At 69.9% G+C, this 14,273-nt stretch carries 12 protein-coding genes; 9 read left to right on the forward strand and 3 right to left on the reverse strand.

Annotation, left to right across the window (positions count from 1 at the left end; all coding sequences use genetic code 11):
• Nucleotides 1–26: 26 nt before the first annotated feature.
• Both G369_RS0121605 and G369_RS0121610 read right to left on the reverse strand, forming a co-directional pair.
• Nucleotides 27–977, reverse strand: coding sequence for a M14 family metallopeptidase (locus G369_RS0121605; RefSeq protein ID WP_019656123.1), 951 nt, complete (start codon nucleotides 975–977; stop codon nucleotides 27–29).
• Between the two features lie 7 nt (nucleotides 978–984).
• Nucleotides 985–1,980 (reverse strand): Bug family tripartite tricarboxylate transporter substrate binding protein, encoded by a 996-nt coding sequence (locus G369_RS0121610; protein WP_019656124.1) that lies wholly within the window; start codon nucleotides 1,978–1,980, stop codon nucleotides 985–987.
• Nucleotides 1,981–2,094: 114 nt separating this feature from the next.
• Here G369_RS0121610 and G369_RS36135 point away from each other — a divergent pair, with 114 nt between their 5' ends.
• Nucleotides 2,095–2,991 (forward strand): MurR/RpiR family transcriptional regulator, encoded by an 897-nt coding sequence (locus G369_RS36135; protein WP_051127624.1) that lies wholly within the window; start codon nucleotides 2,095–2,097, stop codon nucleotides 2,989–2,991.
• Here the strand turns inward: G369_RS36135 and G369_RS0121620 are convergent.
• Complete coding sequence (locus tag G369_RS0121620) at nucleotides 2,980–3,876, reverse strand: 4-hydroxyphenyl-beta-ketoacyl-CoA hydrolase (RefSeq protein WP_019656126.1); 897 nt, start codon at nucleotides 3,874–3,876, stop codon at nucleotides 2,980–2,982. The two genes, G369_RS36135 and G369_RS0121620, sit on opposite strands and share 12 nt — an antisense overlap.
• Nucleotides 3,877–3,979: 103 nt before the next feature.
• Between G369_RS0121620 and G369_RS0121625 the strand changes: the two genes are divergently transcribed.
• The 8 genes from G369_RS0121625 (at nucleotide 3,980) to G369_RS0121660 (ending at nucleotide 14,248) form a co-directional block, all read left to right on the forward strand.
• Nucleotides 3,980–4,753, forward strand: a complete 774-nt coding sequence (locus G369_RS0121625) for a crotonase/enoyl-CoA hydratase family protein (RefSeq protein WP_019656127.1) — start codon at nucleotides 3,980–3,982, stop codon at nucleotides 4,751–4,753.
• Nucleotides 4,750–6,609, forward strand: coding sequence for a feruloyl-CoA synthase (locus G369_RS0121630; RefSeq protein ID WP_019656128.1), 1,860 nt, complete (start codon nucleotides 4,750–4,752; stop codon nucleotides 6,607–6,609). The genes G369_RS0121625 and G369_RS0121630 overlap by 4 nt, the downstream gene beginning before the upstream one ends.
• Nucleotides 6,610–6,651: 42 nt before the next feature.
• Nucleotides 6,652–7,428: an SDR family NAD(P)-dependent oxidoreductase gene (locus G369_RS0121635; protein ID WP_019656129.1), complete on the forward strand. Its 777-nt coding sequence runs from the start codon at nucleotides 6,652–6,654 to the stop codon at nucleotides 7,426–7,428.
• Between the two features lie 58 nt (nucleotides 7,429–7,486).
• Nucleotides 7,487–8,623 (forward strand): ABC transporter substrate-binding protein, encoded by a 1,137-nt coding sequence (locus tag G369_RS0121640; RefSeq protein WP_019656130.1) that lies wholly within the window; start codon nucleotides 7,487–7,489, stop codon nucleotides 8,621–8,623.
• Between the two features lie 44 nt (nucleotides 8,624–8,667).
• Complete coding sequence (locus tag G369_RS0121645) at nucleotides 8,668–9,708, forward strand: branched-chain amino acid ABC transporter permease (protein WP_019656131.1); 1,041 nt, start codon at nucleotides 8,668–8,670, stop codon at nucleotides 9,706–9,708.
• 162 nt (nucleotides 9,709–9,870) lie between these two features.
• Nucleotides 9,871–11,682 (forward strand): branched-chain amino acid ABC transporter ATP-binding protein/permease, encoded by a 1,812-nt coding sequence (locus G369_RS0121650; RefSeq protein ID WP_019656132.1) that lies wholly within the window; start codon nucleotides 9,871–9,873, stop codon nucleotides 11,680–11,682.
• A 1-nt stretch (nucleotide 11,683) separates the two neighbouring features.
• Nucleotides 11,684–12,418, forward strand: coding sequence for an ABC transporter ATP-binding protein (locus G369_RS0121655; RefSeq protein WP_019656133.1), 735 nt, complete (start codon nucleotides 11,684–11,686; stop codon nucleotides 12,416–12,418).
• Between the two features lie 84 nt (nucleotides 12,419–12,502).
• Nucleotides 12,503–14,248 (forward strand): tannase/feruloyl esterase family alpha/beta hydrolase, encoded by a 1,746-nt coding sequence (locus G369_RS0121660; RefSeq protein ID WP_019656134.1) that lies wholly within the window; start codon nucleotides 12,503–12,505, stop codon nucleotides 14,246–14,248.
• Nucleotides 14,249–14,273 lie beyond the last annotated feature (25 nt).

A 14,273-nucleotide genomic window follows, 5' to 3' on the forward strand; every position in this document is an offset into this window, starting at 1 on the left:
CGGCTGCGCCGCGGCAGGCAGCCCGGCTAGAGCGGCACCGTCAGGTAGACGCCTTCGCGTCCTACCAGCGGCGCGCGCGTGGGCATGAAGATCGTGCAGTCGTCGCAGGGCGAGCGGATCTCCTGGCCCGCGTCGGTCGCGATCAGCTCGCCCTTGCGGAAGACTTCGAAGCCCAGCACCGGCCGCGCGAAGCTGAAGCTTTCGGTCTTCACCATGTGCACTTCGAGCAGCCGGAAGCGCCGCGCCGGCGCCTTCGCCGCGGCGCCAGGCGGCGGCTCGACCAGCCCCAGGTGCGCAAGGAAGCGCAGCGTCACGTCGGTCGCCAGGTCGGCCGCCGACTGGCTGAAATGCTGGCCGCATTCAACGACCACGGCGCCGCCGTCGACGCCCTCCTCGCCATGGCGGCCGTAGGCCGTCACACCGGTGCCCGGCGCGCCGCCAACCGGCATCACCAGATGCACCAGCGGATCGCCGATGGCCAGCGCCAGCCCGGCGTTGCGATCGAACTCCGGATAGACCCAGAAGGGCTGCACCGGTGCGCGGGTCGAATGGATGTCGAGCACGTAGTCGGCCGCGTCCAGCACCGGGCGCAGTTCGCGCGCGCGGCGCAGCTCGGGGCTCTGCCCGGTGCCCTCTAGCATGGCCTTCGACCAGATGCGATTGAGGTTGTGCACCAGCTGGCGGTTCTCGTAGGGCTTGTCGATGTCGAAGGCCTCGTAGGCCTCCACGTTGGCGAAGCTGACCGTGAGCGTGCCGATCCGCGGCCGCACGCCGGTGTCCAGCAGGTGCGTGGCGGCCACCATGCCGCAGATCTCGTTGCCGTGGGTCAGCGCGTTGACGAGCACGTGCGGCCCCGGCCGGCCGGACTCGAAGCGATGCACGTAGTCGATGCCGGTGTTGCCCTGCCTGTAGGCGGAGAGGTCGCGCGGCAGCACCTCCAGCGGGGCGGTGTCGGGCGCGAACGATGACTCGGTCATGCGGCGCTCATTCCCCGCGGATGCCGGCTCGCCGGACCAGGTCGCCGTAGACCGCGAGGCGCTCCGACATCATGGCGGTGAACTGCTCGGGCGACTGCACCTCGGGCGGCAATGCGCCGCGCGACTGCAGCGCCTCGGCCATCGAGGGCTGGTCGGCCACCGAGCGCACCGCCTTGTGCAGCGTCGCGACGATCTCCGGCGGCGTCCTGGCAGGCGCGGCGATGCCGATCCACGAGGTGGTGTTGAGCACCGGATGGCCCAGCTCCGCGAAGGTCGGGATGTCGGGCAGCGCCGCCACGCGCGCGGGCGCGGCCACGGCCAGCGCGCGCAGCTTGCCGGACTGGATAAGCGGCAGGAAGGGCGCGAGGTTGTCGAGGCCGAACTGCACTTCGTTCGAGATCAGCGCGGTGACCAGCGGGCCGCCGCCCCGATAGGGCACGTGCGTCGCGTCGAGCTGCAGCTGCGACTTCATCAGCTCCACGTTGAGCTGCCCCATGCTGCCGGGGCCCGCGCTGCAGAAGTTGAGCTCGCCGGGACGCGACTTCACCAGCGCGACGAACTCCTTGAAGTTCTTCGCAGGCACCGCCGGGTTGACCAGCAGCACGTTGATCGAGCGCGAGAGCTGGCTGATCGACGCGAAGTCCTTGATCGGGTCGTAGCCCGGATTGGGCTGGGTCAGGGGATTGGCCAGGTGCGAGCTCTGCGACGACGCGACCAGCGTGTAGCCATCGGGCTTGGCGCGCGCCACCTGTGCGCTGGCGATGGAGCCGCCGGCACCCGCGCGGTTGTCGATGACGACCGGCGTGCCCAGCGCCTTCGCGAGCGGATCGGCGTAGAGCCGTGCGATCAGGTCCACCGAGCCGCCCGGCGGGAACGGCACCACCAGCGTGACCGGCCGCGAGGGCCAGGCCTGCGCGTGCGCCGCCAGCGGCAGCACCGACGCGAGGCCGGCAGCGAGGAGCTCGCGGCGGCGCAGTGCCGCGGCGGTGAAGAGGGGTTCCATGGGCGTCCTGTCGTGCAATAGAAAGTGCGCGCATTGTTGCAAGACGATTTAATTTTTGCAATGACCATTGCAAAATCAGGCGCAACCCGGCTGCGCATGCAGAATGCCCCGACCATGAATCTGAACCAACGCATCGCGGGCTACGGCAGGAAGCTCACCAGGAGCGAGCAGCGCCTGATCGACGAACTGCAGACGCGCTACCCCCAGGGCCTTCTCGAATCTGCAACGAGTCTTGCAAAGAAGGTGGGCACCAGCGCCTCCACCGTGGTGCGGCTGCTGGCCAAGCTGGGCTATCCCAGCTATGCCGATGCGCAGATCGAGGCGCGCTCGGAGGTGACGGCGCGGCTGTCGTCACCGGCCACGCGCGCGGACGCCGTCATCGCCGACGACACGTCCGTGCGCACCTGCCTTGCCAACGCGCTGCTGCACGACCAGCACAACCTGGCCTCGACCTTCGCGGCGCTCGACGTCGCGGCCTTCGAGGGTGCCGTGCGGATGCTCACGCAGCGCAAGGCGCGCGTGCACGTGACCGGCCAGCGGCATGCCGCCGCGCTGGCCGGCCATCTGACGCTGCACCTGAACATGTGCCTGCCCGACGTGCGTGCGATGAACGGCGGCGGCCCGCTGCTCATGGAAGACCAGTTGCTGTGGATCGGCGAGCACGACGTGCTGCTGGCCCTCACGTTCAGGCGCCACGGGCTCGCCACCGCGCGCGCGGCCAGGTACTTCAGGGAAAAGGGCGCCAAGGTCATCGTCATCACCGACGGCCCCTCGGTCGCTGCGGCCTCGGCGGCCGATCACGTGATGCTGGTGCGCACCTCGAGCGCGTCGCCCTTCGATTCGTACACGGCGGCGCTCTCGCTGTGCAACGCTCTGGTCACCGCGGTCGTGCAGCGGCGCAAGAAGGAACTGGGCGCCGCGCTCGAACGTGGCGACGCCCTGTGGGAGCAGCACTGGAACGACTCGGCCGCACAGGCCGGCCGTTCGCGCAAGGCGGCATCAGCCGGCTGATGCCGCAGGTGCGGCCGGCGCGGCATCCAGCCGCAGGAGCCGCATCGCGTTGCCCTTGAGGATGCCGGGCATCACCTCCGGCTTGAAGCCCGCGTTCTCGAAGTCGCGCATCCAGCGGTCGGGCGTGATGAGCGGGTAGTCGCTGCCGAAGAGCACGCGGTCCTTCAGCAGCGTGTTGGCGTACTGCACGAGCTGCTTCGGGAAGTACTTGGGGCTCCAGCCCGACAGGTCGATCCACACGTTGGGCTTGTGCGTGGCCACGCTCAGCGCCTCGTCCTGCCAGGGGAAGCTGGGGTGGGCCATGACGATCTGCATGTCGGGGAAGTCGATGGCCACGTCGTCCAGGTGCATCGGGTTGCTGTATTCGAGCCGCAGCCCGCCGCCGCAGCGCATGCCCGAGCCGATGCCGCTGTGGCCGGTGTGGAAGATGGCCGGCAGCCCGTATTCGGCGATCACCTCGTAGATGGGCCAGGCCATGCGGTCGTAGGGGTGGTAGCCCTGCACCGTGGGATGGAACTTGAAGCCCTTCACGCCGTGCTCCTCGATGAGCCTGCGCGCCTCGCGCGCACCCATCTTGCCCTTGTGCGGATCGACGCTGCCGAAGGCGATCATGATGTCGCTGTTGTTCCTTGCGGCCTCGGCGATCTCCTCGTTCGGGATGCGGCGGCGGCCCATGTTCGATTCGGCATCGACCATGAACATCACCAGGCCGATCTTTCTTTCGCGGTAGTACGCGACGCTCTCCGCAATGGTGGGCCGGCCGCTGGAGCCGAAGTACTTGTCGGCCGCGCGGTCGTATTCCTCGCCGTAGTTGTCGAACGGGTTCCAGCAGCTGACTTCTGCGTGGGTGTGGATGTCGATCGCGATCAGGTTCTGATGGTCCATGTCTTGTCTCCGGTACGGGTAAGTCCCTAGGTCCTTGGGGCTCCAAATTCCTTGAATTGATTATTTCCCATAACCATAATTCGACGCAACCCCGGACCCCATCATGACCAATCCAGACCTCCAACTCGACATCCGCGACGAAGTCGCCATCGTCCGCCTCACGCGCGGCTCCAAGCGCAACGCGCTGTCCGACGGACTGATCCTCGCGCTGCGCGACACCTTCGAGAAGCTGCCGTCCAGCGTGCGCGCGGCGGTGATCGACGGCGAGGGCCCGCACTTCTGCGCCGGCCTCGACCTGAGCGAGCTGAAGGAGCGCGACGCCGGCCAGGGCATGCAGCACTCGCGCATGTGGCACGCCGCGCTCGACCTGATCCAGCACGGCCCGGTGCCGGTGATCGCGGCGCTGCACGGCGCGGTGGTCGGCGGCGGGCTCGAGCTGGCCAGCGCCTGCCACATCCGCGTGGCCGACCGCACCACCTTCTACGCGCTGCCCGAAGGCTCGCGCGGCATCTTCGTGGGCGGCGGCGGCTCGGTGCGCATCCCCAAGCTGATCGGCGTGGCCCGCATGACCGACATGATGATGACCGGCCGCGTCTACAACGCCGAGGACGGCGAGCGCGCCAACTTCGCGCAGTACCTCGTCGACGAGGGCCAGGCCTTCGACAAGGCCTTCGAGCTCGCCAAGCGCGTGGCCACCAACGCGCCGCTGACCAACTACGCGCTGATGCACGCCCTGCCGCGCATCGCCGAGCAGTCGGCCGATCACGGCTTCTTCACCGAGGCGCTGATCTCCGGCATCACGCAGGCCGCGCCCGAAGCCAAGCAGCGCGTGCGCGACTTCCTCGAAGGACGCGGCGCGAAAGTGAGCAAGGGATGAGCACCCCCGCCGTCCGCTACCGCCCGCTGGTCTTCGGCGTCACCCGCGCGGTGCTGCGCGACGGCGCGCCGGGCACGCAATACCTGAGCGCCGAGACGCCGCTCGCCCCCTATCGCGAGCGCATGACCGACCGCCTCGCCTACTGGGCCGAGCGCGAGCCCGATCGCACCTTCATCGCCCGCCGCGAACGGCTGGCCGACGGCAGCACCGGCGACTGGCTGCGCGTGAGCTACGCGCAGGCGCTCGAAGAAGCACGCGGCATCGGACAGGCCCTGCTGGACCGCGGCCTGAGCGCCGACCGCCCGGTCGCGATCCTCAGCGAGAACGGCATCGAGCATGCGCTGATGGCGCTGGGCTGCCTCTACGCCGGCGTGCCCTACTGCCCCGTGTCGCCGCCCTACTCCCTGGTGAGCCAGGATTTCGAGAAGCTGCGCCACGTCTTCGACACGCTCACGCCCGGCCTCGTGTTCGCGAGCGACGCGGCGCGTTTCGCCAGGGCCATCGCGGCGGTCGTGCCCGCCGGCACCGAGGTCGTGCTGGCCGACGGCCGGCTCGACGACCGGCCGGTCACGCCGTTCAGCGCCCTCGCCTCCACGCCTGCCACGCCCGCCATCGACGCGGCGATGCGCGCCACCGGCCCCGACACCATCACCAAGTTCCTCTTCACCTCGGGCTCGACCAAGATGCCCAAGGCCGTGATCAACACGCACCGCATGTGGTGCGCCAACCAGCAGCAGCTGCGCCAGTCGATCCCCGCACTGGGCGACGAGCCGCCCGTGCTGGTCGACTGGCTGCCCTGGAACCACACCTTCGGCGGCAACCACAACGTGGGCATCGTGCTGGACAACGGCGGCACGCTCTACATCGACGACGGCAAGCCCACGCCCGCCGGCATGGCCGAGACGCTGCGCAACCTGCGCGAGATCGCGCCCACCATCTACTTCAACGTACCCACCGGCTTCGAGGCCATCGCGCAGGCCATGGAAACCGACCCGGTGCTGCGCGGCAACCTGCTGTCGCGCGTGAAGATGTTCTTCTATTCGGGCGCGGCGCTCTCGCAGCCGGTGTGGGACAGCCTGCACCGCACGCAGGAGGCCGAAGTCGGCGAGCGCATCGTCATGGGCACCGGCCTGGGAATGACCGAATCGGGCCCCTTCGCGCTGTACGTGACCGGGCCCGACGTGAAGTCGGGCGACGTGGGCCTGCCTGCGCCGGGCATCGAGCTCAAGCTGATCGAGGTCGACGGCAAGACCGAGGTGCGCTACCGCGGCCCCAACATCACGCCGGGCTACTGGCGCGCGCCCGAGGCCACGGCCGAGGCCTTCGACGAGGAAGGCTTCTTCTCCACCGGCGACGCGGTGAAGTGGATCGACGAGGACAACATCCACCGCGGCCTGCGCTTCGACGGCCGCATCGCCGAAGACTTCAAGCTCGCGACCGGCACCTTCGTGAGCGTGGGCCCGATGCGCGCGAAGATCATCGCGGCCGGCGCGCCCTATGTGCAGGACGCGGTGCTGACCGGCATCAACCTGAAGGAAGTGGGCGCGCTCATCTTCCCGACGCAGAAGGTGCGCGAGCTCGCCGGCCTGCCGGCCGACGCCACCATGCGCGAGGTGCTCGAGAGCGTGCCCGTGCAGGCGCACTTCCAGCAGGTGGTCGACACGCTGGCCGCCGGCGCCACCGGCAGCGCCAACCGCATCGCGCGGCTGCACCTGATGGCCGAGCCGCCATCCATCGACAAGGGCGAGGTCACCGACAAGGGCTCCATCAACCAGCGTTCCGTGCTCAAGCACCGCGCCGCGCTGGCCGAGGCGATGCACGACGGCAGCCTGCCCTTCACCCTGAAGCCCCGCTGAGCCTTTTCCCCACCTTTCTGGACATTCCTGGAGACGAGACAAATGAAGATCGAAGGACAAGCAGCACTGGTCACGGGCGGCGCATCGGGCCTGGGCGAAGCCACCGCGCGCGAGCTCGCGCGGCTGGGCGCGAAGGTCGCCGTGCTCGACCGCAATGCCGAACTCGCCGCGAAGGTGGCCTCCGAGATCGGCGGCGTCGCGTGCGTCTGCGACATCACCGACACCGACAGCGTGAACGCCGCGCTCGACAAGGCCGAGGCCGCCCACGGCACCGCCCGCATCCTGATGAACGTGGCCGGCATCGGCAGCGCCAAGCGCATCGTCGGCAAGGACGGCAATCCCGCGCCGCTCGAAGACTTCGTGCGCGTGGTCAACATCAACCTGATCGGCGGCTACAACATGGCGCGCCTGTTCGCCGCGCGCTGCGCGAAGCTGCCGGCGCTCGACAGCGGCGATGAAAAAGGCGAGAAGGGCGTGATGCTCTTCACCGCCTCGGTCGCCGCCTTCGACGGCCAGGTGGGCCAGCAGGCCTACAGCGCCTCCAAGGGCGGCCTGGTGGGCATGACGCTGCCGATGGCGCGCGACCTCGCGCAACACGCCATCCGCGTATGCACCGTGGCGCCGGGCCTCTTCGCCACCCCGCTGCTGCTGGAGCTGCCCGAGGCGGTGCAGCACTCGCTGGCCGCGTCCATCCCCTTCCCGCCGCGGCTGGGCAAGCCCTCGGAGTTCGCCGAGCTGGCCTGCCACATCGTCACCAACGGCCACCTCAACGGCGAGGTGATCCGCCTCGACGGCGCGCTGCGCATGGCGCCGCGCTGAGGCCCTTTCCCTTTTCGCGTTCGTTCCGCCCGCTTCACAACGTACCCAGGAGACACCGATGACTTTCAAGAAGACCACCCTCGCCGCCGTGCTGGCGCTCATGGCCATGGGCCTCGCCCATGCCGACATCACCGTGGGCGTGGTTCAGCCGCTCACCGGCCCGGCCTCGGGCCTGGGCATTCCGGTGAAGAACGGCATCGCCATCTGGCCGAAGACCATCGCGGGCGAAACGCTCAAGGTGGTGGTGCTCGACGACGCCACCGACCCGACCACCGGCGTGAAGGACGCGCAGCGCCTGGTCACCGAGGACAAGGCCGACATCATCATCGGCTCCAGCGCCACGCCCGTCGCGATCCCGATGGCCGACGTGACGGCCGAGTCGGGCACGCCGCAGCTGTCGACCGCGCCGGCCGGGCTGCCGCCGGGCAAGGACAAGTGGTTCTTCCGCCTGCCGCAGTCGAACGACGTGATGGCCTACGCGGTGGTCGCCCACATGAAGAAGCAGAACGTCAAGACGGTCGGCTTCCTCGGCTACACCGACGCCTACGGCGAACTGTGGCTCAAGGCGCTGACGGCCGAGGCCGCCAAGAACGGCATCAAGATCGTCGCCACCGAGCGCTTCGCGCGCGCCGACACCAGCGTGACCGGCCAGGTGCTCAAGCTCACTTCGGCCAACCCCGACGCGATCCTGATCGTGGCCTCGGGCAGCGGCGCGGGCATGCCGCAGAAGGCGGTGATGGAGCGCGGCTACAAGGGCAAGGTCTACCAGACGCACGCCGCCGCCACGCAGGACCTGATGCGCACCGCCGGCAAGGATGCCGAGGGCACCTTCGTGGTCTCGGGCCCCGCCACCGTGGCCGAGCAGCTGCCCGACAGCCATCCCTCGAAGGCCGCCGCCGTCGCCTTCGTGCAGGGCTACGAGAAGGCCTACGGCCCCGGCTCGCGCAACCAGTTCGCCGGCCATGCGGCCGACGCGCTCACGGTGCTCGAGAAGGCCGTGCCGGTTGCGCTCAAGAAAGCCAAGCCCGGCACGCCGGAGTTCCGCGCCGCGCTGCGCGACGCGCTCGAAGGCATGGGCCGCACCGTGCTCGCGCACGGCGTGCTGAACTGGACCGCGCAGGACCACTGGGGCTACACGACCGAGACCGGCGTGATGCTCAAGGTGGTGAACGGCGCGTTCAAGGTCGAGCAGTAATCCCCTCTTCTTCACATCCGCACCGCCAACATCGCGCATACGCCATGGATTTCTCGATCGCCAGCATCCTGACGCTGGACGGCCTCACCAATGGCGCGATCTATGCCCTGCTGGGCATGGGCATCGTGCTCGTCTTCACGGTGACCCGTGTCATCTTCATCCCGCAGGGCGAATTCGTGGCGTACGGCGCGCTGACGCTGGCGATCTTCCAGACCGGCAAGACGCCGGGCACGGTGTGGCTGCTGCTCATCCTGGCCGGCGTCGCGGCGCTGATGGACCTGGTCGTCACCTGGCGCCACGCCGGCAGCGCGGCCGCCGGGCTGAAGGCCGCGCTGCGCACCTTCGCGGCGCCGGCCGTCATCTGCGCGATCTCGGCCTGGGCCGGCCCGCGCAACCTGCCCATCGGCGTGCAGGCGCTGCTCACGGTGTTCATCGTCACGGCCTTCGGGCCGCTGGTGTACCGCGTGGCCTACCAGTCGCTGGCGGGCGCGAGCTCGCTGGTGCTGCTGATCGTCTCGGTGGGCGTGCACTTCGCGATGACCGGCCTGGGCCTGCTCTTCTTCGGCGCGGAGGGTTTCCGCAACCCGCCGTTCTGGGACGAGCGCATGGCGCTCGGGCCGCTCAACGTGAGCGGGCAGGCGCTCATCATCTTCGGCATGTCGGCCGCGCTGATCGTGCTGCTGTATCTGTTCTTCGAGCGCAGCCTCTACGGCAAGGCGCTGCGCGCCACGGCGGTGAACCGGCTGGGCGCGAGGCTCATGGGCATCTCGACCCAGGCGGCCGGGCAGCTCACCTTCGCGATGGCGGCGCTGATCGGCGCGCTCTCGGGGCTGCTGATCGGGCCGACCACCACGGTGTTCTACGACTCGGGTTTCCTCATCGGCCTGAAGGGCTTCGTGGCCGGAGTGATCGCGGGCCTGGCGAGCTACCCCGGCGCGCTGGTCGGCGCGCTGGCCGTGGGCGTGATCGAGGCCTTCGGCTCCTTCTGGGCCAGTTCGTTCAAGGAAGTGATCGTGTTCACCATCATCCTGCCGGTGCTGCTGTGGCGCTCGCTGAAGAGCGGCCATTCGGACGAGGAACATTGAAATGAAACTCTCCCAGGCTTCGCGCACTTCGTGTCGCTTCGCCAACCCCCTCGCTGGGTGCGACACCTGCGGCCCGGCAAAGCCGGTTCCGCGGCGTTCCCCGCATCGGCCGTGCCGCGTGGGTGGATCGTGTGCGATGCGCACCGTGAGGGGCATCTGAACATGGAAGCGCTCCTCAATTCCTCGACGGCCAGTGCGCCCGACAAGAGCGCGCTGCGCACCTGGGGCCCGCTGGCGCTGGTGCTGGTGCTCATCGCGCTGCCGCTGCTGCCGCTGCCCGACTTCTGGATCATCCAGCTCAACTACGTCGGCATCTACACGCTGCCTGTGCTGGGCCTGGTGCTGCTCACCGGCGTGGGCGGCCTCACCTCGTTCGGGCAGGCGGCCTTCGTGGGCATCGGCGCGTACACCACCGCCTATCTCACGGTGAATACCGGGCTGTCGCCCTGGGTCACGCTCTTCATCGGGCTGGCGCTCACGGGCGTCAGCGCGGCGATCATCGGCGCGATCACGCTGCGCATGTCGGGCCACTACCTGCCGCTGGCCACCATCGCCTGGGCGCTGTCGCTGTACTACCTCATGGGCAACCTGGAGGCGCTGGGCAAGTACGACGGCATCCTCGGCGTGAAGGGTCTCACGGTGTTCGGCTTCGAGATCGGCCAGCAGCGCATGTTCTATGCGGTGGTCTGGATCTTCGCGCTGCTCGCGGCCTTTGCCGTGATCCGCCTGCTCGACTCGCGCAGCGGCCGAGCCATCCGCGCGCTGGCCGGCGGCTCTCAGATGGCCGAGGCCATGGGCGTGAACACGCTGCGCTTCAAGATCGGCATCTTCGTGCTGGCGGCGCTCTTCGCATCGGTCTCGGGCTGGCTGTTCGCGCACTTCCAGCGCACGGTGAACCCGTCGCCATTCGGGCTGAAGATGGGCATCGAGTACCTGTTCATGGCGGTGCTCGGCGGAGCGGCGCACGTGTGGGGCGCGATCGCCGGCGCGGGTGTGGTCAAGCAGCTCGAAGACCAGCTGCAGGTGCTGCTGCCCAAGCTGATCGGCACGGCCGGCAGCTACGAGCTGATCGTCTTCGGCATCATGATCGTGCTGGTGCTCAAGTACCTGCCCGACGGGCTCTGGGCCTTCGTCGACCGCCGCCTGCCGCGTCCGCGCCGCGCGGTCGACTGGCACGATGCCGGCGACCTGCCGGCACGCGCCAGGCCGGCGGCTGGCGAGGTGGTGCTCGACGTGCGCGCGATCCGAAAGACCTTCGGCGGCCTGGTGGCGGTGAACGACATCAGCTTCCAGACGCGCGCCGGCCAGATCGTCGGCCTGATCGGGCCGAACGGCGCGGGCAAGTCGACCACCTTCAACCTGATCACCGGCGTGCTCGGGCTCTCGGGCGGCGCGGTGAGCTTCCGCGGCGAGGCCATCGGCGGGCTGGGCGCGCGGCAGATCGCGCAGCGCGGCGTGTCGCGCACCTTCCAGCACGTGAAGATGGTGGCGGACATGACGGTACTGGAGAACGTGGCGCTGGGCGCCCACCTGCGCGGTCGCAGGGGCGCCGTCGCCGCCATGCTGCGCATCGACCGCGCCGAGGAGCGCGCGCTGTTCCGCGAGGCCGAGCGCCAGCTGCAGCGCGTGGGCATGGGCGCCTTGCTGCACGAGCTCGCAGGCAATCTCGCGATGGGCCAGCAGCGCCTGCTGGAGATCGCGCGCGCCCTGTGCGCCGACCCGGCCCTGCTGCTGCTCGACGAGCCCGCCGCCGGCCTGCGCCACAAGGAGAAGGAAGCGCTCGGCAAGGTGCTGCGCCAGCTGCGCGGCGAGGGCATGAGCATCCTGCTGGTCGAGCACGACATGGGACTGGTAATGGACATCTGCGACCACATCGTGGTGATGGAATTCGGCACGCACCTGATGGAGGGCACGCCCGCCGAGGTGCAGGCGAGCGACAAGGTGCGCGCGGCGTACCTGGGAACGGAACATTGACATGACGACACCCCTGCTTCGCATCCGCGACCTGCACGCCGGCTACGGCCGCGCCGAGGTGCTGCACGGCATCGACCTGCAGGCCGGCCAGGGCAGCGTGGTCACGGTGATCGGGCCGAACGGCGCGGGCAAGTCCACGCTGCTCAATGCGCTGATGGGCGTTCTGCCTTCCAAGGGCGTGATCGAGTTCAAGGGCCAGCCGGTCAACGGGCTGTCGCTCGAGGAGCGCGTGATGCTCGGGATCGCGCTGGTGCCAGAGAAGCGCGAGCTGTTCGGCACCATGCCGGTGGAAGACAACCTCGTGCTCGGCGCCTTCCGCCAGGTGCGGATGCGCAACCGCCAGTGGCGCGACCGCATCGACGAGGTCTACACGCTGTTCCCGCGCCTGAAGGAGCGCCGCGCGCAGCTGGCCGGCACGCTCTCGGGCGGCGAGCGGCAGATGCTGGCGGTGGGCCGCGCGCTGATGTCGCGTCCCACGCTGCTGATGCTCGACGAGCCCAGCCTCGGGCTGGCTCCGCTGGTGGTGCAGGAGATCTTCCGCACTGTGGAGGCCCTGCGCGCCACCGGGGTGACCATCCTGCTGGTGGAGCAGAACGCGCGCGCCGCGCTCGAGGTGGCGGACCACGGCTACGTGCTCGAGATGGGCAGCGTCAGCCTCGAAGGCGAGGCCAGGAAGCTGGCCGTCGACTCGCGCGTGATCGACACCTACCTAGGCGCCGCGAAGAAGGCCGCCTGAACCACGTCGCCTGAACCAAGCCGCAGAACCAGGCCGCCTGAACGAACGACAACGCCGCAATTGGCGCGGCAAGGAGACCACCGCATGAAGAAGCCCCAGCGCCGCTTCCACCCTGCCCTGTGCGCGACCGCGCTCGGCGCCGCAGCGCTGCTCGCGGCCTGCGCGAGCCGGTCCACCGCGCCGCCGGCCGCGCATGCGCCGCTGGCGGCCGCACGGCCGGGCACGCTGCAGTCCTGCACCGACCTCGCCGCCCGCGCGGTGCTGCCCGGCACCGTCTACACATCGGCCACCGAGGTGCCGGCCGGCACCGTCACGGTCGGCGGCGTCGCGATGGCGGCGCCCGCGCACTGCCTCGTGCAGGGCCGCATGAACGAGCGCACAAGCCCCGTCGACGGCCAGCGCTATGCCATCGGCTTCGAGATGCGGCTGCCGGTCGCCTGGAACGGCCGATTCTTCTACCAGGCCAACGGCGGGCTCGACGGCGTGGTGGTGCCCGCGCTCGGCGGCATCGGCGGCGGCGGACCGCGCAGCAGCGCGCTGCAGATGGGCTTCGCCGTCATCAGCTCCGACGCCGGCCACGCGGGCTCGATGGGCCCGCGCTTCGGGCTCGATCCGCAGGCGCGGCTGGACTACGGCTACAACGCCGTCGCGCAGCTCACGCCGATGGCCAAGAACCTGATCGCCAAGGCCTACGGCCGCGGCCCCGACCGCTCGTACATCGGCGGCTGCTCCAACGGCGGCCGGCACGCGATGGTGGCCGCCGTGCGCTCGGCCGGCCAGTACGACGGGGTGCTCGCGGGCGACCCCGGCTTCAACCTTCCGAAGGCGGCGGTGGCGCAGCTCTACGGCGCGCAGCAGTACGCAGCGGTGGCCAGCGCGAAGACGCCCGCCGGACAGCCCGACCTGCAGAGCGCCTTCACGCCCGCCGAGCTGAAGCTGGTGGCCGACAAGGTGCTGCAGCGCTGCGACGCGCTCGACGGCATCGCCGACGGCATCGTGTCGAACGTCAACGCCTGCCGCACGCGCTTCGACATCCAGCGCGACGTGCCGACCTGCGCCGCGGGCACGCGCGACGGCATGTGCCTGAGCGCGCCGCAGAAGAACGCGCTCGCCAACGTGTTCAAGGGCGCGCGCAACGGCGCGGGCCAGCCGATCTACAGCAGCTTCCCGTTCGATGCGGGCGTAAGCGGCGCCAACTGGCGCGAGTGGAAGTTCGCGAGCCCGCCGACGCGCGACGCGGGCGCGGTCGGCTTCATCTTCAGCACGCCGCCATTGGCCGACCGGCCGCAGGGCCTGCCCTTCGCGCTGGGCTTCGACATGGACCGCGACGCCCCGCGCATCGCCGCCACCGACGGCGTGTTCCGCGAATCGGCGCTGTCGTTCATGACGCCGCCCGACGCAGCCAACCTGGGCGCACTGCGCGAGCGCGGCGGCCGCATGATCGTCTACCACGGCACCAGCGACCCGGTGTTCTCCTCCGACGACACGCAGGCCTGGTACGAGCGCGTGCAGGCCGCGAACGGCGGCGATGCCTCCTCGTTCGCGCGCTACTTCCCCGTGCCCGGCATGAACCATTGCGCGGGCGGCCCGGCCACCGACCAGTTCGACATGCTGAGCGCGCTGGTCGACTGGGTCGAGCAGGGCAAGGCGCCCGCGTCCGTCACCGCCGCGGCGCGCGGCGCGGGCACGCCGGTGCCCAACGCCGAAGTGCCCGCAGGCTGGGCCGCGCAACGCACGCGGCCGCTGTGCCCCTACCCCCAGGTCGCCACCTACACCGGCGGCGACACCGAGCGCGCGGGCAGCTTCGCGTGCAAGCTGCCGACACCCTGATATCTAGTTAGCTAACGAGCCTCCG

Origin of the sequence: Variovorax atrisoli 110B (assembly GCF_000382045.1) — a bacterium.
GTDB classification, from domain to species: domain Bacteria; phylum Pseudomonadota; class Gammaproteobacteria; order Burkholderiales; family Burkholderiaceae_C; genus Variovorax; species Variovorax atrisoli.

Excerpts from the sequence above, each read along its gene's own strand:
- G369_RS0121655 (WP_019656133.1), top strand. The coding sequence starts at position 11,684 with ATGACGACACCCCTGCTTCGCATCCGCGACCTGCACGCCGGCTACGGC.
- G369_RS0121630 (WP_019656128.1), top strand. The coding sequence starts at position 4,750 with ATGAGCACCCCCGCCGTCCGCTACCGCCCGCTGGTCTTCGGCGTCACC.
- G369_RS0121640 (WP_019656130.1), top strand. The coding sequence starts at position 7,487 with ATGACTTTCAAGAAGACCACCCTCGCCGCCGTGCTGGCGCTCATGGCC.
- G369_RS0121645 (WP_019656131.1), top strand. The coding sequence starts at position 8,668 with ATGGATTTCTCGATCGCCAGCATCCTGACGCTGGACGGCCTCACCAAT.
- G369_RS0121650 (WP_019656132.1), top strand. The coding sequence starts at position 9,871 with ATGGAAGCGCTCCTCAATTCCTCGACGGCCAGTGCGCCCGACAAGAGC.
- G369_RS36135 (WP_051127624.1), top strand. The coding sequence starts at position 2,095 with ATGAATCTGAACCAACGCATCGCGGGCTACGGCAGGAAGCTCACCAGG.
- G369_RS0121610 (WP_019656124.1), bottom strand. The coding sequence starts at position 1,980 with ATGGAACCCCTCTTCACCGCCGCGGCACTGCGCCGCCGCGAGCTCCTC.
- G369_RS0121605 (WP_019656123.1), bottom strand. The coding sequence starts at position 977 with ATGACCGAGTCATCGTTCGCGCCCGACACCGCCCCGCTGGAGGTGCTG.
- G369_RS0121660 (WP_019656134.1), top strand. The coding sequence starts at position 12,503 with ATGAAGAAGCCCCAGCGCCGCTTCCACCCTGCCCTGTGCGCGACCGCG.
- G369_RS0121620 (WP_019656126.1), bottom strand. The coding sequence starts at position 3,876 with ATGGACCATCAGAACCTGATCGCGATCGACATCCACACCCACGCAGAA.
- G369_RS0121635 (WP_019656129.1), top strand. The coding sequence starts at position 6,652 with ATGAAGATCGAAGGACAAGCAGCACTGGTCACGGGCGGCGCATCGGGC.
- G369_RS0121625 (WP_019656127.1), top strand. The coding sequence starts at position 3,980 with ATGACCAATCCAGACCTCCAACTCGACATCCGCGACGAAGTCGCCATC.